We start from the raw sequence: 25,450 nt of genomic DNA on the forward strand, positions 1-25,450 counted from the left end.
CCCCCGCCCATATCGACCTGGTCATCACGACCCTCACCGGCAAGGAGCCGCGTGCCTGACACCCCCGCCCACCGTCCCGGAACCGACCGGCTCGGGGCCACCGTGTGGCTCACCGCGCAGCGCAACTCCCGCGCCCAGCGCTCCGGCCGCTACCTGCCCGCCTCCGTCGCCCACCCGGCGAAAATGCTCCCGGCGATCGCCCGCGAAGCCATCGAGCGCTACACCGAACCCGGCGACCTCGTCATCGATCCGATGTGCGGAATCGGCACCACCCTCGTCGAAGCAAGCCACCTGAATCGGCGCGGTTTCGGCGTCGAGTACGAGCCGCGCTGGGCCAAGCTCGCCGAGAAAAACCTCGCCCACGCCCGCGCCCAAGGCGCCACCGGCGAGACCCGGATCGTGGCCGGAGATGCGCGGAACATCGCCGCACTCACCCCCACCGAACTGCTCGGAACGGCGGCGCTGGTCATCACCTCCCCGCCTTACGGAGCCTCCCTGCACGGGCAGGTCCGCTCCACCGCCGAGACTGGACAACGCGGGGTGAAGAAGTTCGACTACACCTACTCCCGCGACCGCGGCAACCTCGCCCACCTCCCGGTACACGAGCTGATCGAGGGCTTCGCGCGGATCCTCGAAGGCTGCGCGGCCCTGCTGCGCGACGGCGGAATCATCGCCATCACCGCCCGGCCGTGGCGCGCACACGGCGCCCTGATCGACCTGCCCGGCGAAGTCCTGAACGCCGGCGAGATCGCCGGGCTCACCCCTGTCGCCCGGTGCGTCGCACTGCTCGCCGGAATCCGCGACGGGCAGCAGATCGCGCGCCCGTCCTTCTTCCAACTCCACAACATCCGCACCGCCCGTGACGCCGGCGAACCCCAGTCCGTCATCGTCCACGAGGACCTGATCCTGCTCCAGAAGGACCCGAATCCGAGCGGACGCGACAACGAAGGCGCCGCGCTGCCGCTGCTGCACCCGGGCATCGAGGCGGACGACGCAGATCCTTGGGTGGACGCCTGCTGCACCTCGAGGACGGCGTGAGCGTACCGGGCGAGCCGGACCGGGTCTGCGCCGGCCAACCGCCGATGTGCCCGCACTGCCAGGTCCCGCTCATCGCCGACCCCACCGGGCCGTGGTGCCGACGATGCCGCCGCGCCTGGCCCGGATTCCGGGCCCACCCCCGCTGCCCGAACACCGCGATCGCCACCGGAAACACCCCGCGCACCCGCGGACTTCGCCTGTGCCGCGCCCACGCCCGGCTGCTCACCGACCTAGGCGGACCCGGCACCGCGATCCTCGACAACCCGCCCCGCTAACCACCGCCGACACGCCACGCTCACGGGAGATCCATGCCTGAAAACACCCCACCGAACACGCCCCAACGGGTAGCGCCCGCCCCCGCGAACCACGCCGACCAGGCGCAGAAGGCAGTCGCCGTCGCGGTCGGCGCCAGCGCGATCCTCACCGCCGGATGGGTCCTTCTGTCCGGGCTGACCGGGCGGCACTACACGATCGTGCTGCCCCTCATCGGCGCCGCCATCGCCCTCGCGCTCACCTCCACCCCGGCCCGCCGCCCGTGGTTTCCGGTGCTGGCCGCCGTGCTCGGATTCGCCGTCGGATACCTCGGCGACATCGCCGCGGTCACCCTCCTGCTCTGGCGCGACGGGGTCAGCCTCACCGTCATCGCCAACCATGCCCCGGCGCTGGTCCGCGCGGTCAACGACGGCCACTCCGCCTCTGACTGGGCCTTCTTCCTCGGATCCGCGGCCATCGCCGCCGCCGCGACCGCGGCGCGACAAAAGGCCCGTCCGACCCACGCCGAGCCCGCCGAGCCCCGGTAGCCGCACCGCCTGGTGCGGGACGGGATCACCCCCGCCGCGCACCGGGTTCCACCGGGTCTGACCGCTTCGAACAAAGGTCTTCGCTGTTGCCTCGCACCCCCTCCACAACTCCCACCGCGCCGCTGTTCCAGGCCCTCTCGCTCGGCGCCGGCGTCCAATCCAGCGCCCTGCTCCTGCTCTCCGCCCACGGAGTCCTGCCCAAGCTCGACTACGCCGCCTTCGCCGACCCCGGATGGGAACGACCCGAAACCTACGCCGCACTCGACCGCCTCGAACGCGAAGTAGCAAACCCCGCAGGTATCCCGATCGTGCGCCTCTCGGCCGGCGACATCCGCCACGACGCCCTCGACCCGCACTCGCGCTTCTCGACGATGCCGCTGTTCGTGAAGAACAAGGACGGCAGCCGGGGCATGCTCCGGCGCCAGTGCACCTCCACCTACAAGATCAAGGTGCTGCTCGCTGAAGCGCGCCGCCGGCTCGGCGCCGAACAACTGCCCGAAGGCCGGGTCGGACGCACCAAGCGCGGCCTGTTCCTCGAGCAGTGGGTCGGGATCTCCACCGACGAAATCCACCGCGCGAAAGACTCCGGCGTCTCCTACGCCCGCAACATCTTCCCACTCCTCGACCTCGGAATGTCGCGCACCGACTGCGAGAACTACCTCGCCAAGCACGGCTTCTCCGCCGTCTCACGCAGCGCCTGCGTCGGCTGCCCCTACACCAGCGACAAAGGCTGGAGAACCCTCCGAGACGGGCACCCCGAACAGTGGCAGCAGGCCGTCGAATTCGACCGCGCCATCCGCGCAGGCTCCGCCCGCGCCAACGCCAACGGCATCCCCCTGCGCGGCCAGGCATACCTGCACCCCTCCCTCAAACCCCTCGACGAAGCACCCATCGACCCGCCCCGAGTGGACCGGAAGTTCCGGCACCTACGCCTCGTCGACACCAGCGAGAGGTGGGAAGGCGACCCCGACGGCTGCTCCCCGTGGGCGTGCCGTTCAGGATCATCGATCGCACGGGAACCGGGTCAGGCACAACCGCTCGGGAGGGCAGCGTGAGCGGCTCCAGGATCCTCGGAACCGGCCAGAACTCGCACGGCACCGCCCCATCCGATGCGCGATCACGCGGGCTGCATGTCGATGGCGGCAGAACGGGCTTTCACCATCCGCTCGCCGACCTCCCGGGCCGCTCGGATCTCACTCCGGAACCAGAACGCGAGCAAGCTAATCAGACGAGTGCCGTTCCCGGCCTAGAGCTTTTCCCATGCACTCCGCACGGCATCCGGCAACTGCTTTATACGCCGGAACAAGCCGCAGTACTGCTCACCGTACGCCCTTCGTGGCTCCGACGGGCCGCGGCTGAAGGCGAGATCGCGTGCACCTATCTCGGCAAGCACCTGCGCTTCTCCGACGCCGACCTGCACGCGATCATCGCCGACAACGCGTTCGGACCCCGCTCGGAATAGCAATGCCTCCACACATCACGAAGAACACAAGGACTTGATCCCCGCCGGGCGGCGAGCGTGGATGGACCCGCCCGCCGCCCGGCGGGAGCCGAACGCGGAAGCGTTCGCCCCGAGAACCACTTTCCAGGAGCACACCGCATGGCATGGGTCGAACCCAAGGGCGCCGGATTCCGCGTCCGGCACCGCCACCCCGACGGCACCGTCGAAACCCTCGGCCGCTACGACACCAAGATCGAAGCACGCCGCCACGCCAAGAACTTCAACGCCGACCCCACCGGCCCCGCCCCCACGCCGGACCGGGCTTCGGCGACGCATGCGGACTGCGATCCGGCGCTCACGCCGCCCCCCTCCGAGACCGCCGTCTCCATGCCCACCGTCGGGTTTGGTGCCGTGATCCCCGCACCCATCCGTCCGGCGCGCCGCACCGCGCCCAAACGCCCGCGCCAGGAATCACCCGTGAATCTGACGGCCACCACCGGGCCGCTCACCCTCGGTCAGTGGGTCGAGACGTGGAGCCGTGCACACCAGGTCGCCCCCACGACCGCGGCCAGATACGAATCCCACCTGCGCCTGCACATCCTGCCCAAGTTCGGCGCGACCCCGATCGCGGCCATCACCAGGATCGAGGTCAAGGCCTGGGCCAAGGAGCTGACCGAGCGCATGGCCACCTCCAGCGCCCACTCCATCCTCACCCTGCTCTCCACCGTGATGGCGGAGGCCGCAAACGACCGGCACGTGCTGGCAAACCCCTGCCAGGGGCTGCGCCTTTCCCACCGCAAGCGCGACGAGAAGGTCATCGCGACCCCGCTGCAGGTCCTGCAGATCGCCGACCGCATGGACCCGCTCTCGGCCGCCATGGTCATCACCGCCGCCTACACCGGCATGCGGTGGGGCGAACTCGCCGCGCTCGCCTGGCACAACGTCCTGCTCGATCAGGACACCCCGGAGATCGTCATCGACCCGGACGAGGGCAACCTGCGCGAGCTCGCTGGGAAGGTATGGCTCGATGTGCCCAAGACCGAGAACTCCGTGCGCACCATCCCCATCCCACCATTCCTCGCGAAACTCCTCACCACCAAGCTCGCCGTCGCCCGCCACGACACCGTCTTCACCGGAGCGCGCGGCGCCTACCTGCGCCGCTCCAACTTCCGCCAACGCGTCTGGGACCCCGCCGCCGGCGGTGTACCCAGCCACGACAACCCCGACCGTCGCGAGCCGATCACCCCCGGCATGACCTTCCACGGGCTGCGCCACTCGCACAAAACCTGGATGAAAGAAGACGGCATCGACGGCTTCGTCCAGGACAAGCGACTCGGCCACGCCACCCCCAGCATCGGCGACCGCTACTCCCACATCACCCCCGCCATGACCAACACCCTGCTCGACAAGCTCGAAACCCGCTACCAGCAATCCGTACGCGAGTTCGCCGCGCTGCCGAAGACACCGGGCCACGCCGTCTAATCGGCTCGGCACAGACCGCAGGCGAGCGCGCGCACGGTCCCGCACCGGCGTGTGAGCGTTCCGTTGCGCGCCCCAGCCATCGGGGCCCGGGTAGTCCCCCGCCATGTCGGGACCGACGATCGCATGGCAGAGCGCCATGCGCCCTGTGGCGGCCACGCGCAATACGTGACAGATCGCGCTGCACGCAGCCGTTACGAACGGGTGCGGGCAGGCTCTTGGACTTGTGCCGGGGCGGCGCGATCGACCACATCTCCGCCGGATCGTCCCCATAGCCGCCCATCCCGCGAGGTCACAGCGCCGCCCATGGCGTCGGTGTATGTTCACTTTCGCAATGTTCGTCGATACGAGGCGCCACCATCCAGCCACGCGTCGACCTGACAGGTGTCCGCAACAGGCTGCCTTGGCGCTCGCCGCGCCGTAGCACGTGTGACACGGCGGGACGCGGGGCGACGCGGAGCGATCACAGCCACCTCCTGTGTGTTTACTAAGTAAACAGCTCGAAGAGTATCCATTAGCGGCAACTTCGTGTACAGTGGCGGAGCGTAAGGCCTCGTTCGCCCAGCCTTCGGGCACCGGAGTCCGGGGGTTGGGACGAGAATGGGAAGCGCGGCACCTGGGGTGCTGGTCGATGAGCAAGGGAGTGCCCGTGGACCGGGAGAGTATCGCTGGGCGATTCCGCCTCGAGGGTGTGGTGGGCCGCGGCAACGTCGGTGAGGTCTATCGAGCCGAGGATCTCCACGCGCCGGAAGGCTCAGCTGACCGTCTCGTGGCGGTCAAGACGCTGCTGCGTCGCCGTTCTGGCGCCTCGTTCGACTCGCAGGCTGATGCCAAGGCGGTGGAACGGTTCGCGCGCGAGGTGCGGATCATGCGCGTGCTTGGGCACCCGAATCTTCCCCGGATCGTCGATGGCGGCGTGGACGAGCGGCTGGGCGGGCTTCCGTACCTGGCCATGGAGCTGTTGGACGGCCGGACCCTGGCCGATCTGATCGCGGAGGAGCCGCAGCTTCCGATCGCGTGGGCGGCGGCGGTCGGCGCCCAGATCGCTGCCGGGCTTACAGCCGCCCACGCCGAGGGCGTTGTGCACCGGGACCTCAAGCCGGCGAATGTGATGCTGACACGCGGCGGGATCGTGAAGGTGCTGGACTTCGGAATGGGTCGGCTCGCGGATGATCCCGAGGGCACCCGCTTGACGAGTACGGGGATGACGGTCGGTACTGCCCGGTATATGGCGCCCGAGCAGTTCGAGGTGAGCCGGGTGACCCCGTCGGCGGACCTGTACGCGCTCGGCTGTGTGCTCTACGAGCTGCTCGTCGGGGTGCCGCCGTTCGTCTCGCAGAGCGCGTTCGAGCTCGGTATGAAGCACCGTCAGGACACCCCGCCCCCGCTGCGGCTGATCCGCGGCGACATCCCCCTCGAGCTTGCTCGGCTGGTTGAGCGGCTGCTGGCCAAGAAGCCCGAGGACCGGCCCGTCGACGCGGTCGCGGTGCGCGAGTCGCTGCTCGAGATCGCCCAGGAAGCGCCTATCTCTTCCGGGGTCGCTGACTGGGCCGAGCTCGATCCGACTGCCTACCTCGCCACGCTCGTCACGCACGCGGCGGCGTCGGCCGATCCGGGCTCTGGCGGCGAGTTTGTGCTGCCGAGCGCGCCCGGCATGGATGTGTTCGAGGTTCACAGGAAGCTGATCGACGACTATCGCGCGTTCACCGAGGGCGGTACGACCATTCGCGACGAGCGCATTCGTGCGTTCGTTCAGCAGGATCTGGACGCCAAGTCTCAGTGGCCTGAGCCGTGGCTCTCGCTCAACCCGTTCTTCGCCTCGGCGGGGACGGTCGCCGAACTGGCTGCGCAGGGCGTGCTGCATGCCGAGTGCGCGAAGATCTTTCAGTTCGGTAAGCGCCCCGACAAGACGGTGTGCGACGGGCGGCCGCTGAGCCTGCACCGCCACCAGCTTGAGGCTCTGGAGGCGGCGAAGACCGGCGCGAGCTATGTGCTGACCACGGGCACTGGATCGGGTAAGTCGCTCGGCTACATCGTCCCGATCGTTGACCGGGTGCTGCGCGAGCGTGAGGCCGAAGGGCCCGGGGCGCGCAGGCGGGTGCGGGCGATCATCGTGTATCCGATGAACGCGCTGGCCAACAGCCAGCTCGGTGAGCTGCGCAAGTACCTGCGCGACGGATACGGGGAGGGTCATGAGCCGGTCACCTTCGCGCGCTACACCGGGCAGGAGGATGACGCGCGGCGCAAGGAGATCCGCGACAACCCGCCGGACATCCTGCTGACCAACTACGTCATGCTTGAGCTGATGCTTACCCGCCCCGCTGACCGGCAGTCGCTGATCCGGATGGCGGCCGGGCTGGAGTTCCTGGTTCTCGATGAGCTGCACACCTACCGCGGTCGGCAGGGCGCGGATGTCGCGTTGCTGGTGCGGCGGGTGCGTGAGGGCTGCCAGGCGGAGAACCTTCAGTGTGTGGGCACGTCGGCGACGATGTCCACGGAGGGCAACGCGGCCGAGCGGAAGCTGGCGGTCGCGCAGGTGGCCGGCAAACTCTTCGGCGCCGCGGTCGATCCCGAGCGGGTGATCGGCGAGACGCTCGTGCGTGCGACCGCCGCCGCTCCTGCGGCCGTCCCGGCTGCCCGGCTGCGTGCTGCGCGCGCGCCGCGCAGCTATGACGAACTGGTGGCCGATCCGCTCGCCTGCTGGATCGAGTCGTTCTTCGGCCTGACCACCGATGAGGAGGGCAGGCTGGTGCGGCAGAGGCCGGCCACGGTCGCGGACGCCGCCGCGGCCTTGTCCGCCGAGAGCGGCGTGGAGGCCTCCGTGTGCGCCGCGGCGATTCGCGCGACCCTCGAGGCTGGATCGCAGGCCGAGCACCCGGTCACGGGTCGACCGCTGTTCGCGTTCCGGCTGCACCAGTTCCTGTCCAAGGGCGACACGGTGTATGTCACGTTGGAGGACCCGGAGGTGCGGCATCGCACGCGCACCTACCAGCGCGAGCAGCCCGGTTCCGGCGGGAAGATCCTGGTGCCGCTCGCGTTCTGCCGCGAGTGCGGTCAGGAGTACCTGACCGTGTGGCGGACCGTCAAGGGCGGCGACACGGTTTACGAGCCGCGCCGGGACACGATGGCCACCGGCGGCAGGGCGGGCGATGGCTACCTCTACATCGACGCGGACCGGCCCTGGCCCGCCTCGGCCGAACAGGCGGTGGCCGAGCGGCGCCTTCCTGAGTCCTGGCTGGAGATCGATGACAAGGGTCAGGAAGTGGTCGCGAAGTCCTATCGCGACCGGCTGCCGGTCGCGGTGACCGTCGATGCGTACGGAACCGAGGGGCGCGGGGAGCTTCAGGCGGCGTTCATTCCCGCGCCGTTCCTGTTCTGCCCGCACTGCAACGTCAGCTACGAGCAGACCCGCGGTAAGGACTTCGCGAAACTCGCCACGCTCGATCAGGAGGGCCGCTCGTCCGCGACGTCCCTGGTGTCCGCCTCGATCGTCCGCTCGCTCGACGCGGTCCCGGACCAGGCGCTCGACAAGGCGGCGCGCAAGCTGCTCACCTTCGTCGACAACCGGCAGGACGCTTCGCTGCAGGCCGGTCACTTCAACGACTTCGCGCAGGTCACCCAGCTGCGCAGCGCCCTGTACCAGGCCGTGCTCGCCGCCGGGTCTGCGGGCATCGCGCACGAGGAGCTCGCCACGCGCGTCGCGGAGATCCTCGACCTCAAGCCGATCGCCTACACCGGGCAAGCAGACCTCTCCCCCGCCCTGGCCCGCAACGCCGCCAAGACGCTGCGCGACGTGGTCGCCTTCCGCCTGTACCTCGACCTCGAACGCGGCTGGCGGGTGACGATGCCCAACCTCGAGCAGACGGGCCTGCTCACGATCGGCTATGCGGATCTGCACTGGCTTGCCGGCGAGGACGAGCGCTGGCAGGGCACGCACCGCGCGCTGCGGGAGGCGGATCCGGCGCTGCGGGCGGAGGTGATGACGGCGCTGCTCGATGAGATGCGCCGGAACCTGGCGATCGACGTGCAGTACTTCCGCGACGACTTCGAGGTGCTCCAGCGCGCGAGCGAGGAGCGGCTGATCGACCCGTGGGTGCTCACCCGCAGCGACCGGCCGAAGGTCGGCACCGCCTACCCGCAGCCGTCCCGGCCGGGCATGGACCGCGCCGGGCTGTTCCTCTCAGCCCGCGGGAAGTACGGCAAGTACCTGCGCCGCGCCGACGAGACATTCCGGGCGCTGGACCGCGACGACCTGCAGGCGGTCATCGAGCAACTCCTGCAGGTGCTCGCCCGGGCCGGCCTGGTAACGACGGTCACCAACGCCCCGGCGCAGGCGCGCGGCTTCCACCGACCGTCAGGACCGGCTATCACCGGCTACCAGGTGGCCGCCGCCGCGCTGATCTGGCGCGCCGGGGCCGGCGAGACCGGCTCGCACGACCCGCTCACCCGCACCTACGCCAGCGGCGACGGCCCGCGCGTGAATACCTTCTTCCGCGACCTGTACCGCAGCGGAGCGGGCGCGCTGGCGGGCCTGTACGCCCGCGAGCATACCGCCCAGGTCGACCCGGCCACCCGCGAGCAGCGCGAGCAGGCATTTCGCCGCGCGGACCTCAAACTGCTCTACTGCTCGCCCACGATGGAACTGGGCGTGGACATCTCCTCGCTCAACGCCGTGATGATGCGCAACGTCCCGCCGACCCCCGCGAACTACGCCCAGCGCTCTGGTCGGGCCGGGCGAAGCGGACAACCCGCGCTGGTGACCACCTACTGCGCGACCGGCAACAGCCACGACCAGTACTACTTCCGCCGCTCCGAGCTCATGGTCGCCGGATCCGTCGCCCCGCCGCGCCTGGACCTGTCGAACGAGGACCTGGTGCTCTCGCACCTGCACGGCATCTGGCTGGCCGAAACCGACCTGCAACTCGGCCGCGCCATCCCGGAGGTCGTCGATATCGGCCAGACCGAGGGTTCGGGCCAGATTCCCACCGATCTCGCCCTGCACGAGCACGTCACGGCGAAGATCGCCGATCCAGGGGCGCAGGCGCGCACCATCGAAGCCGCCTACCGGGTCCTCGGCGCGCTCCTGCCCGAGTTCGCCAAGACGATCTGGTGGGACGAGTCGTGGATCGAGCAGCGCGTCCGACTCGCACCGGAGATGTTCAAGCAGGCCTTCCGCCGCTGGTGGGGACTGTACACCGCGGCCCTGTACGACCAGCACGCCCAGAACAAGCGGGTGCTCGACCACAGCCTGACAGAACGCGACCGACGCCTGGCCGTGCGCCGCCGGGACGCGGCCGAAACCCAGCTGCGGCTGCTGAAGAACGAAACCCCGGATGCCAAGTCGGTGCTCTCGGACTTCAACCCGTACCGGTACCTGGCCTCCGAGGGGTTCTTGCCCGGCTACTCCTTCCCCCGCCTGCCGCTGGCCGCCTACATCCCGGACTCGGCGCGCCGCTTCGGCGACGGCGACTACCTGCAGCGACCCCGGTTCCTGGCCATCCGCGAGTTCGGCCCCGGCGCCCTGATCTACCACGAAGGCGCCCGCTACCAGGTCACACGCATCCAACTGCCCCCCGGCTCGACCGGCGAGGTCGTCACCACGGAGGCCATGCGCTGCGGGCAGTGCGGCTACCACCACGACCCGGCCGAACGCGCCGACCGCTGCCAGATGTGTGGCATGCCGCTTTCCGCGCCGACCGTGGGACTAATGCATCTCGACACCGTCTACACCACGCGCCGCGAGCGGATCTCCTCCGACGAGGAAGAACGGCGCCGCGCCGGGTTCCGCCTGGTCACCTCCTATCGGTTCCACCACCACGGTGCGCGTCTGGGCCGCCAAGACGCTCAGGTCGCCGACACGCACGGAACGCTGGCGACGATCTCCTACGGGGATTCGGCGACCGTGCGGATCACCAACCTCGGACGGGCGCGGGCCAAGCCGGGCGAGCCCGACGGGTTCTGGCTCGATCCCGGCGACGGACGCTGGATGAACGAACGGGACGCCGCGGAAGCCTCCGGCGACTCGAGCGAGATGCCCGTCGTTGACGCCGAGGGCAACGAGAAGCGCCAGAAAAAGCGCGTCATCCCCTACGTCGAGGACCGCCGCAACATCCTGGTGCTCACGCTGGCTTCCCCGCTCGAGGAGGGTGCGGCGCTTTCGCTGATGTACGCGCTCGAGCGTGGCATCGAGGCCGCCTTCGAGCTCGAGGACGCGGAGCTGACCAGCGAACTGCTTCCGCCCGACGAGGGGCCGCGCGAACGGATGCTGCTGACCGAGGCCGCCGAAGGCGGCGCCGGCGTGCTGCGGCGGCTGCAGGCCGAGCCCGACGCGCTCGCCAGAGCCGCCCGCTACGCCCTGGCGATCTGCCACTTCGACGAGCACGGCAACGACCTTGCCGACCCGGCCACCGGCACCGATCGGCCGTGCGCCCGCGGCTGCTACGACTGCCTGCTGACCTACGGCAACCAGCTCAACCACGGCCAGATCGACCGGCACCTGATCAAGGACCTGCTGCTGCGGCTGGCCGACTCCCATGCTGCGAGCACCGCGGCCGGCGAAACCCGCACCGAGCAGCTCGCGCGGCTTGCCGCCCAGTCCGACACCAGCCTCGAACGCGACCTGATCACCTGGCTCAAGGAGCGCGGCCTGCGCCTGCCCGACGCGGCGCAGCTCTACATCCCCGAAGCCGCATCGCGCCCCGACTTCGTCTACCGCCTGCCCGGCGCGAACGTCGCGGTGTTCGTCGACGGACCCGTCCACGACGACGCCACGATCGCCGAACGCGACCAGGACGCCGAGGAACGGCTCTACGACCACTCCTGGGACGTGGTGCGCTTCCGCTACGGCGGGGCCAGCAACGGCGAGTGGCAGGCTATCGTCGAACGCCACGCCCGCTACTTCGGCACACCCACCCGGCCCCGACTGAATTCACGGACAAGGACACGCTAGATGCCCCCCACCTTCGCCGTCGGATCCCTGGTCACCGCGCGCGGCCGGGACTGGGTCGTACAGCCCGCCTCCGCCGAGGACCTGCTCGTGCTGCGCCCGCTCGGCGGCTCGGACGACGAGATCGCCGCCGCGTTCCCCGACGAGGTCGAAACCGCCAGCTTCGCCCCACCCCAGGCTAGCGACCTCGGCGACGCCCAGGCAGCCGGGCTGCTGCGCAGCGCCCTGCGCATCGGCTTCCGCTCCGGCGCGGGCCCCCTACGCTCGCTAGCGGGCATCGCCGTCGAGCCGCGCGCCTACCAACTCGTCCCGCTGCTGATGGCGCTGCGCCAACCCACCGTCAGGATGCTGATCTCCGACGACGTCGGGATCGGCAAGACCGTCGAAGCAGGGCTCATCGCCAGCGAACTGCTCGCCCAAGGCGACGCCAAGGGCCTGGCGGTGCTCTGCGCCCCGGCGCTGGCCGAACAGTGGCAGCAGGAGTTGCGCACCAAGTTCGCCATCGACGCCGAGCTCGTCCTCGCCTCCACCGTCTCGCGCCTCGAACGCGACCTCGACCTCGGCCAGTCGCTGTTCACCAAGCACCCCAACGTCATCGTCTCCACCGACTTCATCAAATCCACCCGGCACCGCGACGACTTCGTGCGCTACTGCCCGGACCTGGTCATCGTCGACGAAGCCCACACCTGCGTCGCCGCCGACGAGCGCACCGGCTCCCAGAACCAGCTGCGCTACGAACTGCTCAAACTGATCGCCGCCGAGGCGGACCGGCACCTGCTGCTGGTCACCGCCACACCGCACAGCGGCAAGGAAGCCGCCTTCCGCAACCTGCTCGCCCTGGTCAACCCGAAACTCGCGGACGCCGACCTGGACACCGACACCGGCCGGCGCCTCCTGGCAGAGCACTTCGTCCAACGCAAGCGCGCCGACGTGCGCCACTACCTCAGCACCGAAGACGGCCTCGACGACGACCGGCTGAAAGAAACCACCGCCTTCCCCTCCGACCGCCAGTTCAAGGACGAGACCTACAAACTCACCCCCGCCTACCGTGCCCTGCTCGAAGACGCCTTGACCTACGCGAGCGAACGCGTGACTGCAGCTGGAAGCCAAGGCAAACGCGAAGCGCGCATCGCCTGGTGGTCCGCCATCGCCCTGCTGCGCTCCCTAGTCTCCTCCCCACGCGCCGCAGCCCAGACGCTGCGGACCCGCTCGGCCACCGCGGCGGCCGCCTCCGCCGAGGAAGCCGACCGCCTCGGCGCCCCCCTGACCTGGGACTCGGCCGAGAACGACGCGCTCGAAGGCCTGGATGCGGCACCCGGCGCCGACCCCGGCGACACCCCAGGGCCGCTGGCCGAACTCGCCGCCCGCGCCGCCGCCCTCGAAGGCCCGACCGGCGACGCTAAACTCAAAGCCCTCATCACACACCTCAAGGCCCTGCTCAACGACGGCCACCACCCGATCGTCTTCTGCCGCTACATCCCCACCGCCGAATACGTCGCCGAACACCTCGACGGCAAACTCGGACGCCACACCGTCGTCAAGGCCGTCACCGGCACCCTCTCCCCCCAACAGCGCATCGCCCGGATCGAAGAACTCGCCGACGCTGCCGGCACCGACCCCGACGCGCGCCGCGTCCTGATCGCCACCGACTGCCTCTCGGAAGGCGTCAACCTCCAGCACCACTTCGACGCCGTCGTCCACTACGACCTCGCCTGGAACCCCACCCGCCACGACCAGCGCGAAGGCCGCGTCGACCGGTACGGCCAGAAACGTGATGTCGTGCGCGTGATCACCCTGTACGGCGCCGACAACGGCATCGACGGCAAGGTCCTCGAAGTCCTGATCAAAAAGCACCGGCAGATCCGCAAGGACCTCGGTATCTCAGTGTCCGTGCCCGACGAGGCATCCACGGCGGTCACCGACGCGATCCTCGAATGGATGCTTCTGCGCGACGCCAAACCCGGTCAAGAAACCCTGTTCGACCTCGAAGCGCTCCAGCCGATCGAGGCGGAGGCCGCCGCCCTCGAGCAGGAATGGAACTCAGCCGTCGAGCGCGAACGCACCTCTCGCTCTCGCTTCGCCCAGCGCTCCATCCACCCCCAGGACGTCGCCCGCGAAGTCATCGAAATCCGCCAGGCACTCGGCGAGCCCGGAGAAATCCGCGCCTTCGCCCACCGCTCCCTCACCGCCCTCGGCGCCATCCTGCGCGAAGAGCCCGGCGACGGCGAAACCCGCACGCCCGAGTTCACCGCCGAGCTCAGCGGCACACCCGCCGGCCTGCGTGATGCGCTCTCCCCCGTTCTCGGCGGCGGCATCATCGACCGCGCAGCACACCTCCCGTTCTACGCCGACGCCGCCGTCGCCCGCGGCGAAGCGGCCCTCGTACGCACCGACCCCGTCCTCGGCGCCCTAGCCAGCCACGTCCTCAATGCCGCCCTCGACCCGCACACCGACGGCGCCCGACCGGCCCGCCGCTGCGGAGTGATCACCACCGACGCGGTTGCCGTCCGCACCACACTCCTGCTGGTGCGCTACCGATTCCACCTCACCCTGCCCTCCCGCCACGGCGAACGGCAACTGGTCGCCGAAGACGCCCGCCTCCTCGCCTTCCAAGGATCCCCGCGCAGCGCCACCTGGCTCGACCCCGAGCAAGCCCGCGCCCTAACCGACGCCACAGCCACCCGGAACACCGACCCGCTGTTCGGCGAGAACACCATCGACCGCATCCTGAGCCAGCTCAGTGAGACCGAGGGGCACCTCGCCGCGGTTGGCGAACGCCTCGCCAACGACCTCTACGAATCCCACCGCCGGGTGCGCCGCGCCTCCCGCGAAATCGTCCAAGGCCTGAAAGTCGCCGTCCACGAACACGCCGACATCCTCGGCGTCTACGTCTACCTGCCCGCCGCACCCGGAGGCACCGCCTGATGTCCGCCACCTCCCGCAACCAGGTCTCCTCCGCCGTGCACACCGTCGGCGGGCTCCTGCCCAACGACATGCTCACCCGCATCGCCGAAGAGAGCGTCGCAGGCTGCGAACCCGCCACCTACCACATCATCGGCACCCGCACAGTACGCGACGAAGCCGAACGGCACTGGGACTACCTCAAAGCGATCTGGCGCGAACTACGCGAGAAACTCCAACCGGCACCTGAAGCCGAAACACCGCCCGACCCGACGGGCACCGCCGTCAGCGACTGGATCGAGCCGCTCTTCGCCGAACTCGGCTACGGCCGGCTCACCCCGCTCGCCGCCACCGGCATCCCCGCCGACGACGGCACCAAGACTTTCCCCGTCAGCCACTGCTGGAACCACGTACCCATCCACATCACCGCCTGGAACACGACGCTCGACAAACGCCCCGGCGGCCCCGGAACCGTCCCGCCGCAGTCACTCCTGCAGGAATGCCTCAACCGCACCGACGCACACCTGTGGGGCATGCTGACCAACGGCCGGCAACTCCGGTTGCTGCGTGACTCCAACGCCCTGGCCAGCGCCGCGTACGTCGAGTTCGACCTCGAAGCCATCTTCGACGGCGAACTGCTCAGCGAGTTCGTCCGGCTCTACCGCCTGGCACACGTCTCGCGCTTCGAAGTACCCGAAAAGGCGGCCCCTGCAGCATGCTGGCTCGAGAAATGGCGCCTGGAAGCGATCGAAACCGGAACCCGGGCCCTGGACCACCATCGCGACGGCGTCCAGAACGCCATCACGACCCTGGGCACCGGCTTCCTTCAGCACCCCGCCAACACCGCGCTGCGCCGCGACCTCGACGTTCAGAAATACCACGCCGCGCTCCTGCGCCTCGCGTACCGGCTGATCTTCCTGTTCGTCGCCGAAGACCGCGACGCCCTGCACCCCCCGAACACGCCGGCCCTCGCCCGAGAGCGCTACAAAGTCTACTTCTCCACCTCCCGCCTGCGCCGACTCGCTTCCCGCCGCCGCGGCACCTCCCACACCGACCTCTACCAGACCCTGCGCATCGTCCTCGACGCGCTCAGCGACGAAGACGGCAAGCCCGCCCTCGGCCTTCCCGGACTCGGCGGCATCTTCGACAACACCGAGGCAGACGCCCCACTGCACGGAGCGCTCATCTCCAACGCCCACCTCCTCGAAGCAGTCCGCCACCTCTCCAGAGTCCGCGACGCATCCTCGTCCCGCTGGCGGCAGGTCGACTACCGCAACATGGGCGCGGAAGAACTCGGCTCCATCTACGAATCGCTCCTGGAACTCGTCCCGCAGCACAGCGCTAGCGACTCCACCTTCGAACTCGTCGACCGTCTCGGCAACGACCGCAAGAAGACCGGCTCCTACTACACGCCGGCCTCCCTGATTGAGACCCTGCTCGACTCGACGCTCGATCCGGTGATCGACGACGCGGTCAAGCGCGGCGAACAGCGCGCCAGTGCAGAAGGCAAGGCAGACGCCAGCGATGCGATCATCGCCGAACTGCTCTCGCTGACCGTGTGCGACCCCGCATGCGGATCCGGCCACTTCCTCGTCGCCGCCGCACGACGCATCGCCAAGCGCATCGCCGCCGTCCGCGAGGCCAACCCGGAACCTACTGCCGAGTCCGTCCGTCACGCCCTGCACGAAGTCGTCGCCCGCTGCCTGTACGGCGTCGACCTCAACCCTATGGCCGTTGATCTCGCCAAGATGTCGCTGTGGATCGAATCACTCGAACCCGGCAAGCCGCTCGGCTTCCTCGACGCGCACATCCTCCACGGCAACGGCCTGATCGGCGCAACCCCTGCCCTCCTCGAAGCCGGAATCCCTGACGCAGCCTTCAAGGCCATCGAAGGCGACGATCCGAAGGTCGCCAAGACCTTCGCCGTTCAAAACGAGAAGGAGCGCGGGAAACAGGAGAGCCTCTTCGATATCGAAGTCGCCCTCACGGCCGCAAACACGGCGATCGCCGCGAGTGCACGCCGCATCACCCACGCCCCGGCCGACACGCTTCGCGACGTCCGCCGCCAGGCGGCTGCATACCGGGAGCTCCGCCGCTCCCCCGCCTACCTTCGCGACTGTCACATCGCGGACGTGTGGTGCTCAGCCTTCGTCTGGCGTAAGACCACGGACGCCCCTGCCCCGCCCACACACGACGTCTTCAACGCGCTGCAGAAGTCGCCTGACATCGTGACCCCGGATCTCGTCCGCGACGAAGTCAAACGCCTGCACAAGCAGTACCAGTTCTTCCACTGGCACCTCGAGTTCCCGGAAATCTTCAACGTCGGGGAGGGCACGTCGTCTGCCGACCCGAGGACCGGTTGGGAAGGCGGATTCAGTTGCGTGGTCGGCAACCCGCCGTGGGACAAGGTCGACTTCGAGGACAAGAAGTACTTCAGCGTCATCGAGCCGTCGATCGCATCGATCGCGGGTACTGCACGCCGCACGCGCATCCAGACGTGGAGAACCGAGAACCCCGAAGCCGGCAACCGCTACCACGAAGCGCGGCGCACCGTCAAGGGAACATTTCATTTCGCGGGCGACTCGGGCTCGTTCCCGCTCTGCGCGAAGGGACTCAGCGTCAAGGGTGTCAACTCTCTGCAGACCGACCAATTGTTCGCCGAACGCTTCGCGACGATCGCTGCCACGGATGGGCGCGTCGGCTGCATCATCCCGACCGCTATCGCCACGGGAGCGGGCGCGCAGTACCTCTTCCAAGATTTCACCCGACGTGGAGCGATCACGTCGCTGTACGACTTCGAAAACCGCAAGCCCATCTTCCAGGGAGTCGACTCCAGGTATAAGTTCTGCCTCCTGTCGCTGGTCGGCCGTGCTTTACACGAACCCAAGGCGCAACTCGCGTTCTTCCTGATGGACACCTCGGATCTACGGGACTCCTCCCGCACATTCGAGCTGAGCCCAGATGAGATCAGGCTACTCAACCCCAACACGGGGACACTGCCCATCTTCCGTCGTAGGCGTGACGCCGATCTAACCCTTGATATCTACCGACGCCTTCCAGTGTTTTGGAATGAAGGCGAACGATCCGGTAACCCATGGGGCGTCACATTCAAGAACCTCTTCAACATGACCGATGACTCGGACATCTTTCGCAGCCAGCATCAGCTTGAGGCCGAAGGATGGGAACGACGGGGCAACGTCTTCTTAAAGGATCAAGAACGTATGCTCCCGCTATTTGAGGGCAAGATGCTCCATCACTATGACCACCGGTGGAATTCTTTTTATGGCGCCGCGGACGACGATCGGGTGCGTCGTGTACCTGATGCGGCGAAGCACGACCCTGCCGAAGCAGCGATTCCGCGCTACTGGGTTGCTGACAAGGGCTCCGTAGCAACTCGCCGGAGAGGAGCGCACACAGAAATTCCTGGTGTAGAACTGCGGCTTGCTGACCTTCGTTGGCACCACGACTGGCTTCTCGGATGGCGCGATATCTGCCGCACAACTGATGAGCGCACGGCAATCCCAGCTTTCTTACCTCGCACAGCCGTCGGCCACACCTTTCCGCTTATGTTGCCGCGGGTTTCGCCATTCCTGATCTCAATACTTATCGCCGCACAAAGCTCGCTTGTTTTCGACTTCGTGAGTCGACAGAAGATCAGCGACGCTCACATGAAGCTATTCGTCTGGAAGCAGCTTCCGGTACCGGATCCGAACATAATGGAGCCGCATAGAAGCTTCATCACGCCACGTGTCCTCGAGCTCGTTTACACCGCCTACGACATGGCCGCTCTCGCTCGAGACCTAGGCGACCAGGGCGAGCCGTTCTGCTGGGATGAGGATCGTCGGGCGCAGATCCGTGCCGAGTTGGACGCGTACTTCTTCCATCTCTACGGGATCAGCCGCGAAGACGCGGACTACATTCTGGAGACCTTCCAGTCCGACTCCGGCGGCGGTCTGAAGAATAACGAGATCAACAAGTACGGCAAGTTCCGCACAAAGAAACTTGTGCTGGCCGAGTACAACCGAATGGCGCCCGCCAAGCCAGGCCTCGAGTCTCCCCTGCGCGACGGCGACAACTACACGTCGACCCTGTCCCCGGCGCCAGGATTCGGACCTCGACACCCGGCCTGTTCGGCAGCGGCCTGACCTCCGGGTACGGACTGGTCAGCCGTACGCCACCGGGTTTGGTGGCGTACGGCTGACCAGTCCGTCGTCGTCAGTCTTCGGATGCCGGTGGCTCTAGTGCTCCATTGCCGAGGCCTTCGCGTGCCAGGTTTAGCGCTTGAGTACTGAGTTCGGCCAGGCGGCGGGCGCGCTGTTCGAACTCGTTGAGAGCCCGGAAGGCGCTGCCATAGCGGCGCTGCTGCTCCACCGGCATCTGCGGAATCCGTGCCGCGCGCGTGTCCGTTCGGTAGGTGCCACTGGCGCTGGTTGAACGACGCGTGTTGCCGGGGCTGTGCAGGAATCCGCGCAGGAAATCCGTGTCGAGCTGCTCGCTCGTGGACGTGGGGTCGTCTGCCTCGAGATCGACGAGTCCCGCGCGGGCGAGTTCGGCAAGGCTAACGGCCGGCCCCTCGACTGTGCCTGTTCCGTCTCCGGGATCGAACTCGGGAAGAGATTGAAGCAGCTCGCGGGCCAGCGCGGTTAGTTCATGCCGGAGCTCGGCGTACTCGACGGGGTAGTCACGGTGCAGCGTGCCGACATAGCCGCCTGGCGACAGATCGACGGTCTCATCGAGCAGCTCGATCAGCGGTACCTCCGCTACCTGCGCCGGATCAGGATCCCATGGCCCGTCTGCGGCGTTAGTCGTGAGGTCTACCATGCGTACGTGACCGGCTGTGTCGGCCGGCGCTGTGGGGCGTTGCAGGTGCCAGATGTGGATGGGTTGCGCGTGGACTGCGGACATGCCGGGGGGCAGGGCGGTGACTTGGGTCAAGGCGCCGCGGCGGACGAGTTCGGCGCGGATGCGCCGTCCGGCTTTGCGATAGGCGACCGATGTGGGCATGACGATCAGCGCACGACCGCCGGGAGCCGTGTGGGCGTAGCAGTGTTGGAGCCAGGCGAGTTCGTTCTCAGCCCGTGAGGGTGTGCCCAGCTCCCAACGTGGGTCGAGGAGCAGCTGCTCGCGGCCCCAGTCCGGGGCGGCGGTGGGCGGATCGCATACCACGAGGTCGGCACGGAGGCTTGGCCACCGGTCGTCCCGCAGGGAGTCTCCGACCTCGACCTCGACGTCGGTCCGACCGGCCGCCAGGGCGCGGGCGCGTGTCAGAGCCGCGAGGCCCGGTTCCTTATCTTGGCCGCGCAGCACGACCGGGCGATTAGGCGCGGCGAGCGCAGCGGCAGACAGCAGCAGCGTTCCTGTGCCGCAGGCGGGATCCAGGATGACACTGGGCGGGGTACTGCTCGCGGCCAGGTGAGTGAGGGCCTTGATGAGAGGCGGCGGGGTGACACGGCCGGAGCCAGCTCGGCATTCCGCGTCCAGGAGCCGGTCGGCAAGGCCTGCGACAACTCCCGCGGCGCCGCTCTCGTCCGCGAGCTCGTCGACCATGGTCTGGATCTGCGTGCCGATTCCCGCCTCGTCGTTCTCGCTCAGATATCGAGCGACGGCTGTCACTGCGGCGGTCATATCGTCGCCGAACTCGGCGCGCAGAGCCTGCCAAAGGCGTACCTCGCCCGTCACCTCGTTGCCCTTGTTCTGGCGCTTGAGCCACGCGCGGACCTCGCTGAGTGGAAAGAGCGGGCCGTTCGAGCCGCTGCGCACCGGCTGCGGAAAGTCGGAATGGCGCCGTCTCCAGTTGGACACCGCGGCCCTGGTCACCCCGGCCAGCCGGGCAACCTCAGCACTGGTGAGCAGGGGTTCCGCCATCGAACGAGCATCGCGTGTCATGCCCCAAGTGTACACGCGCAGCCTACATGACTCCATGGGAGACATGTGTTTGCAGCGTAAACGCATAGCGTGTGCTCTAATGGAGTAAAGGCCGCGGAGCGCGGCTCGTGCTAGAACGGGATGGGAGGGTCGATGCTGGATCGATGGCTCGGCCGCGAACGTCGGCGCCAGATCTCGCCGATGCTGGATCTGTGCGAGGTTCTGGTCGACGACGGACTCGACGAGGCGGACGTCCAAGAAGCCCTCGGCCGCGAGCTGGCGCGCAACTATCTCAACCCTGCGGAGCGGGCCGTCCTCGTCGACGTGTTCGCCGACCTCGGCCTCGACGCCATGGCCAGGCAGCTGGCTGCGAGCAAGCTGCCGACCTCGGTGGCGGTGCGCCACGGCGACTTCGGCGAGGCGCTGACCGGCGTCTTATTCCGGCGGGTGCGCCGGTACTGCGTGCCGATCATGAAGCTGCGCTATAAGCACCGGCCGAACCAGCCGGTGCAGAGCTGCGACTTGATCGCATTCCGGCTCACGCGATCGCCCCAGGTGGTGGCGGCGCCAGAAGTGAAGACCCGCACCAGCAAGAGGTTGGGCATCGGCGAGGAGGCGGCCGTAAGCCTCGAGTCGGCCATCGCGACGTTGCCCTCGGCGATCCAGTTCGCTGCCGCCCGCCTGCTCGAGGCGGGGCACGCCGCGATCGGATCGCGGATCATGATGCTGCTTGCCGCGGACTATGTCCTCGAACGTCACATCGTCTTGGTGCATGACGAGGACCTGTGGGACGAGCGGATCGTGAGCCGCACTGATGCGGCTGTGCGTGAGAAGACGGATGCGACCGTGATCCGGGTCAAGGGCCTGAAGGACACGATCGCCTCAGCCTATGACGCGGTGCCCCAAGCCGTCGTCGCTGTGGGAGTCGGCCGATGAACGCGGTGCGCGATTACGGCGGCCGGATTCGGCGCGCCGGGGCCGCGGCGTTCGCCGCGGCCGGCCGCTCGACTTGGCGGCGTCAACTTCGCTCGGCGACATTGCTCGGCCAGGTTCGACGGCCCGGAGAGTCCGAACCGGTGTACACCTTCGATGAGGTCAAGCTGCGCAGCGCCACCGACCTCGCCCGCCAAGGCGAGCTCACCCGCACGGCCCGCGAGCGGCGGCGCGAGCCCGGGCAGCTGCCCCAGATCGCCCAGACCTATGCGGACCTGGCCGAGCGCCGCCCGCCGGGCTCGGCGGAGCGCGCCGAACTGCTGGCGTTGGCCGCATCGACCTGGAGCCTGGCCGGCTATCAGGCGAACGCCGCCGCGCTGGCCGCGTCTTACCTCGGTGAAGTCCGGGCCGCGGCGGGTGAGTCAGAGGTCCGCGAGCCGCGCGCAAGCGAGCTGGCGGCCGCGGCGATCCCGGAGCTGGTGGGCGCGATCCTGGCACGCGATGTCAGCGCCGTCGCCAGGCTGGGTGCGTCGACGCGAGAAAGCGCCGTAGGGTTCGAAGCGATGCTGCTCGATGAGGCACGCGGCACAGGGCCGGACGAGACCGATGCGGCCATGCTCGCCGTGTACGCGCTCACCGGCCGGGCAGCACGCAGGCTCTCCCAGTTCTGGCGCACCGGATTGCTCGAGGCCGGCCGCGCTGCGGCAGACGATCTCGAGACTGCACGCGGCCTGGTGCTAAACGCGGGCGTGGTCGATACCTGGGTCTTACTCGACAACCTCGTGCACGTGGTTGAGGACATGGTGGCGACCTCCCCCTGGCGGCTGCTGCGCCGCGCCGGAAGCTGGAACGCATTGTGGCACCAGTATTTGCGCGTTCTTGTCGCTGCGCAGCGTGCGGTGGTGCAGGTTTGGCCATCTCAGCAGCGCGTGCTCGATGCCGGGCTGCTGGATCGGGATCGGACCAACCTGACCGTGACGATGCCGACGTCTGCGGGCAAGACCCACCTCGCCGAGTGGGCGATCCTGCACGCCCTCGCAGGCTCCACCGACGGCTTCGAGTCCCCGCTGGCGGTGTATCTCGTGCCGAGCCGAGCCCTGGCCGGGCAGGTCGAACACGATCTCGAAGGCCACCTGTCCGCGGTGGGCCTGCGCGTCTCAGCACTCTTCGGCGGATTCGAGCACGCCGCGTTCGAAGACCATCTCGTGGCTACGACCGACGTTCTGGTTGCCACCAGCGAGAAGTTCGACCTGCTGCTGCGCAACGACCCGACGATCACCAGACGCCTGGCCCTGCTGGTGATCGATGAAGGCCACCTGGTCGGCGACCACTACGGCGAGCGCGGACTGCGCCTGGAGATGCTCCTGACTCGGGTGCGCCGGACGATTCCCGCGGCTCGGATCCTGCTGCTGTCCGCCGTGCTGCCGAATCCGAGCGACCTCGCGGACTGGCTCGATCCCGGCCGAGCGCATCTGGCCAGCGTCGATTGGACCCCTTCACGCCTACGGATGGGTGTGTTCACCTGGCGCGGCCCGGCGCGCGAAGGACAGCAAGGGTTCGTCGAATACCGAGCCACGGACGTCGAGGCGGGCTTCTTCGTCCCGTACGTTCTTACCCGCACCGTACCCAAACGCTCGGCGCTCTACCCGAAGGAACGCAAGGACATCGCCGCCGAGCTCGCCGTGCACTACCAGCGACTCGGCCCGGTGCTCATTTCCGTTCCGACCAAGCCGTCGGTCTCGGCCACCGCCCGAGCCGTGGACCGCGCAGTACGCGCAGCCGGGTTGAGCCTCGGTGCTAACGAGGGTGGCGGGCTTCCGCCCGAGGTGGTCGAGGAGCGTGGACGGCTGCACCAGCTCGTCCTCCAGTACTGCGGCAGCGGGCACGAGCTGGAAACTCTTGTTGCGGCGGGCATCGGGTACCACCACGCCGATGTTCCCGAAGCAGTGCGTCAGGGTATCGAGCGCGCCTACCGCTGCGGCGCGCTGCGGGTGCTGTGCGCCACCAGCACCCTGAGCCAGGGGGTTAACCTGCCGACCAAGACCGTGCTGGTGTCCGGCACCTCGCGCCAGGGTGTCCCCGTCTCCATCCGGGAGTTTCTCAACACCGCGGGTCGCGCGGGGAGACCGTTTCGCGAGAGCGAAGGTCACGTGATCCTCGTCGCCACCGACGCAGCCGAGGCTGAAGATCTGCGTGAGCGTTACCTCGACGACCCCTGGCTCGAGCCGGTCGAGTCGCACCTCGTGCAGCTCTACCGGGCCCTCGTCGCGGCCAGGATCGACCCCGAGGCGCCGGACCAGTCCCATCCGCTTCTCGAGCTCGACCCGGACGAGCCGACCGCGCACGATGCCGCGCTGCAGGCGCTCGACCTGCAGCTACTGGCCGCGCTCATGGAGGAAGCGGTGGACACCGGCGACGAGGAGCTGGTCACCAGCGGCATCCAAAAGGTGCTCGGCGACACCCTCGCTGCCGTGCAGCTCGGGGCCGAGCCGATGGCGGCCGGAGCCCTGCGGCAGGTGGCCGCTCATCGCGTGCGCGCCGTGATCGCCCGCGTGCCCGACCCGCAGCTACGCGCCGCGTTTCTCCGTACCGGGCTGAGCCTGCGCGGCAACGAAGCAGCCCTCGAAGCCGCGCGCGCCCTGCACGCCGTCATCACCCAGGACCCGACTCTGCTCGAACACGACCAGCGGCATCGACTGATCAACCTGGCCATCGCCTTCGCCTGCACCATCCCCGAGGTGAGCCGCGCCGCCGAGGAATCACATGTCACGCTCGATGCCGTACCCGCATTGGCCAGTGATTGGATCGGCGGGCTGGCGATCGACCAGCTGCGTGACGGGCATGTCGACAGGCTCGCCGTGAGCGACCCGATGCGTTTCGCAACCGTCCTTGATCGGCTGATCACAAAAGAGTTGGCCTGGGCGCTGTCCGCCCTGCTCCATCTGCTCGAGCATGCGTGCGCGCAGCCGCTGACACCTGTGCTCGAAGCGCTGCCAGCCATGGCGAAATATGGGGTGGACTCTCCCGCCGCGTGCTTCGCCTCCGCCATCGGGGTGCGCGACCGCGGCGACGCTATCGGCCTGGGCGAACTATGCCCGATCGAGGCCTCAACCTCCTTTCGGGCGTTTCTGTACTGGGTAGGCACCGACGCGCCCTGGAATACCTCTGGTTTGAGCCCTGACACGCTCGCTCGGCTCGCCGGACATGCCGCGACGCTCGCCGCTCCTCGCGCGCTGCTCGCGTTCGTCGCCGGGCGCATCCGCACGATCAGCGTCCCGCTCGTGCCCGCACAAGGCGGCTTGGGCTCGGATCCCGCGCCACGCAACGGCGCCCCGCTTCGCCTACACCGCGAGCACGACCAGGCCAACGGTCCCGACACGATCGCTGTGACCGACGAGAGCACGCGGACGCTGGGACGCCTCGACCCCGCCTACTCCCGCGTCCTCGCACCGCTGATGGACAATGACGCGCTCCTTGCGAGCGCAAGTTACATCGATCCGCCTGCATACACCCCCAGACTTCAAGACCGCCGACCGCGCGTCCTCGTCCGCGCTGAGCAACTGGGCATCGCCAGGCTGGTGAGATAGGGCGGCGGATGGGCCGAGGACTGATCGGTGCCTCAGCTGCCAGTTCCCGCCGCGAAGCGGTAGCGGAAAAGCAGGCCTTGGCCTTTTAGTCCGCTCACCTCGGCCTCCGTCCGGGGTGAGCGGAGCGAGCATCAACGCCGCGTACAGTGCGCTCTCCAGGCTTTTGACGGCGGTCAAGATCAGCACCTTGTAGCACTCGCGGTACCAAACAGGGCCGTGGCCGGACCCATCGCTCCCCGGGCGAGGACCCCAGGCCTGTCCGTGGAGAGGTGGTTCAACGGCAGCAGACGCACTGTCGGTCGTGGACCCGTCGACGGTTGCGCCGCCGGCTCCGTGGCGACCACGTCAACGGGACGCGAACCGGATGAAGACAGCGGCCCGCTAGATCAGATGCCTGCTTCGCCTCCGCCAACGGTCGGCGATACGATCACTACTTGGCTTAGGCGCGGCGTCGGCTGCC

General features: G+C 68.5%; 12 protein-coding genes. 11 read left to right on the forward strand and 1 reads right to left on the reverse strand.

Going from position 1 to position 25,450, the window contains the following annotated elements:
- The first annotated feature begins 51 nt into the window (after positions 1 to 51).
- From KDK95_RS09870 to KDK95_RS09910, 9 genes are all read left to right on the forward strand, one after another.
- Complete coding sequence (locus KDK95_RS09870) at positions 52 to 1,038, forward strand: TRM11 family SAM-dependent methyltransferase (RefSeq protein WP_212517765.1); 987 nt, start codon at positions 52 to 54, stop codon at positions 1,036 to 1,038.
- Positions 1,035 to 1,313: a hypothetical protein gene (locus KDK95_RS09875; RefSeq protein ID WP_212517766.1), complete on the forward strand. Its 279-nt coding sequence runs from the start codon at positions 1,035 to 1,037 to the stop codon at positions 1,311 to 1,313. Before KDK95_RS09870 ends, KDK95_RS09875 begins: the two co-directional genes overlap by 4 nt.
- 33 nt (positions 1,314 to 1,346) lie before the next feature.
- Positions 1,347 to 1,838: a hypothetical protein gene (locus KDK95_RS09880; RefSeq protein WP_212517767.1), complete on the forward strand. Its 492-nt coding sequence runs from the start codon at positions 1,347 to 1,349 to the stop codon at positions 1,836 to 1,838.
- Positions 1,839 to 1,924: 86 nt separating this feature from the next.
- Positions 1,925 to 2,893, forward strand: coding sequence for an adenine nucleotide alpha hydrolase family protein (locus tag KDK95_RS09885; protein WP_249160810.1), 969 nt, complete (start codon positions 1,925 to 1,927; stop codon positions 2,891 to 2,893).
- Positions 2,890 to 3,300: a helix-turn-helix domain-containing protein gene (locus KDK95_RS37635; protein WP_212517768.1), complete on the forward strand. Its 411-nt coding sequence runs from the start codon at positions 2,890 to 2,892 to the stop codon at positions 3,298 to 3,300. The genes KDK95_RS09885 and KDK95_RS37635 overlap by 4 nt, the downstream gene beginning before the upstream one ends.
- 138 nt (positions 3,301 to 3,438) lie before the next feature.
- Positions 3,439 to 4,761 (forward strand): tyrosine-type recombinase/integrase, encoded by a 1,323-nt coding sequence (locus tag KDK95_RS09895; RefSeq protein ID WP_212517769.1) that lies wholly within the window; start codon positions 3,439 to 3,441, stop codon positions 4,759 to 4,761.
- Positions 4,762 to 5,389: 628 nt separating this feature from the next.
- Positions 5,390 to 11,707: a protein kinase domain-containing protein gene (locus KDK95_RS09900; protein ID WP_249160813.1), complete on the forward strand. Its 6,318-nt coding sequence runs from the start codon at positions 5,390 to 5,392 to the stop codon at positions 11,705 to 11,707.
- Positions 11,708 to 14,629: a DEAD/DEAH box helicase gene (locus tag KDK95_RS09905; RefSeq protein ID WP_212517771.1), complete on the forward strand. Its 2,922-nt coding sequence runs from the start codon at positions 11,708 to 11,710 to the stop codon at positions 14,627 to 14,629.
- Complete coding sequence (locus KDK95_RS09910; RefSeq protein WP_212517772.1) at positions 14,629 to 18,750, forward strand: Eco57I restriction-modification methylase domain-containing protein; 4,122 nt, start codon at positions 14,629 to 14,631, stop codon at positions 18,748 to 18,750. The genes KDK95_RS09905 and KDK95_RS09910 overlap by 1 nt, the downstream gene beginning before the upstream one ends.
- A 70-nt stretch (positions 18,751 to 18,820) precedes the next feature.
- On the opposite strand, the gene KDK95_RS09915 is transcribed toward KDK95_RS09910, so the two are convergent.
- Positions 18,821 to 20,491: an N-6 DNA methylase gene (locus KDK95_RS09915; protein WP_212517773.1), complete on the reverse strand. Its 1,671-nt coding sequence runs from the start codon at positions 20,489 to 20,491 to the stop codon at positions 18,821 to 18,823.
- A gap of 132 nt (positions 20,492 to 20,623) precedes the next feature.
- On the opposite strand from KDK95_RS09915, the gene KDK95_RS09920 reads away from it, so the two are divergent.
- Positions 20,624 to 21,406, forward strand: a complete 783-nt coding sequence (locus KDK95_RS09920; protein ID WP_212517774.1) for a Hachiman antiphage defense system protein HamA — start codon at positions 20,624 to 20,626, stop codon at positions 21,404 to 21,406.
- The gene (locus KDK95_RS09925) at positions 21,403 to 24,990 is read left to right on the forward strand and encodes a DEAD/DEAH box helicase (RefSeq protein WP_212517775.1); all 3,588 of its coding nucleotides are present in this window, start codon (positions 21,403 to 21,405) and stop codon (positions 24,988 to 24,990) included. The genes KDK95_RS09920 and KDK95_RS09925 overlap by 4 nt, the downstream gene beginning before the upstream one ends.
- Positions 24,991 to 25,450 lie beyond the last annotated feature (460 nt).

The organism is Actinospica acidithermotolerans, assembly GCF_018139625.1.
Lineage (GTDB): Bacteria > Actinomycetota > Actinomycetes > Streptomycetales > Catenulisporaceae > Actinospica > Actinospica acidithermotolerans.

Excerpts from the sequence above, each read along its gene's own strand:
- KDK95_RS09880 (WP_212517767.1), top strand. The coding sequence starts at position 1,347 with ATGCCTGAAAACACCCCACCGAACACGCCCCAACGGGTAGCGCCCGCC.
- KDK95_RS09895 (WP_212517769.1), top strand. The coding sequence starts at position 3,439 with ATGGCATGGGTCGAACCCAAGGGCGCCGGATTCCGCGTCCGGCACCGC.
- KDK95_RS09900 (WP_249160813.1), top strand. The coding sequence starts at position 5,390 with ATGAGCAAGGGAGTGCCCGTGGACCGGGAGAGTATCGCTGGGCGATTC.
- KDK95_RS09905 (WP_212517771.1), top strand. The coding sequence starts at position 11,708 with ATGCCCCCCACCTTCGCCGTCGGATCCCTGGTCACCGCGCGCGGCCGG.
- KDK95_RS09910 (WP_212517772.1), top strand. The coding sequence starts at position 14,629 with ATGTCCGCCACCTCCCGCAACCAGGTCTCCTCCGCCGTGCACACCGTC.
- KDK95_RS09915 (WP_212517773.1), bottom strand. The coding sequence starts at position 20,491 with ATGACACGCGATGCTCGTTCGATGGCGGAACCCCTGCTCACCAGTGCT.
- KDK95_RS09920 (WP_212517774.1), top strand. The coding sequence starts at position 20,624 with ATGCTGGATCGATGGCTCGGCCGCGAACGTCGGCGCCAGATCTCGCCG.
- KDK95_RS09925 (WP_212517775.1), top strand. The coding sequence starts at position 21,403 with ATGAACGCGGTGCGCGATTACGGCGGCCGGATTCGGCGCGCCGGGGCC.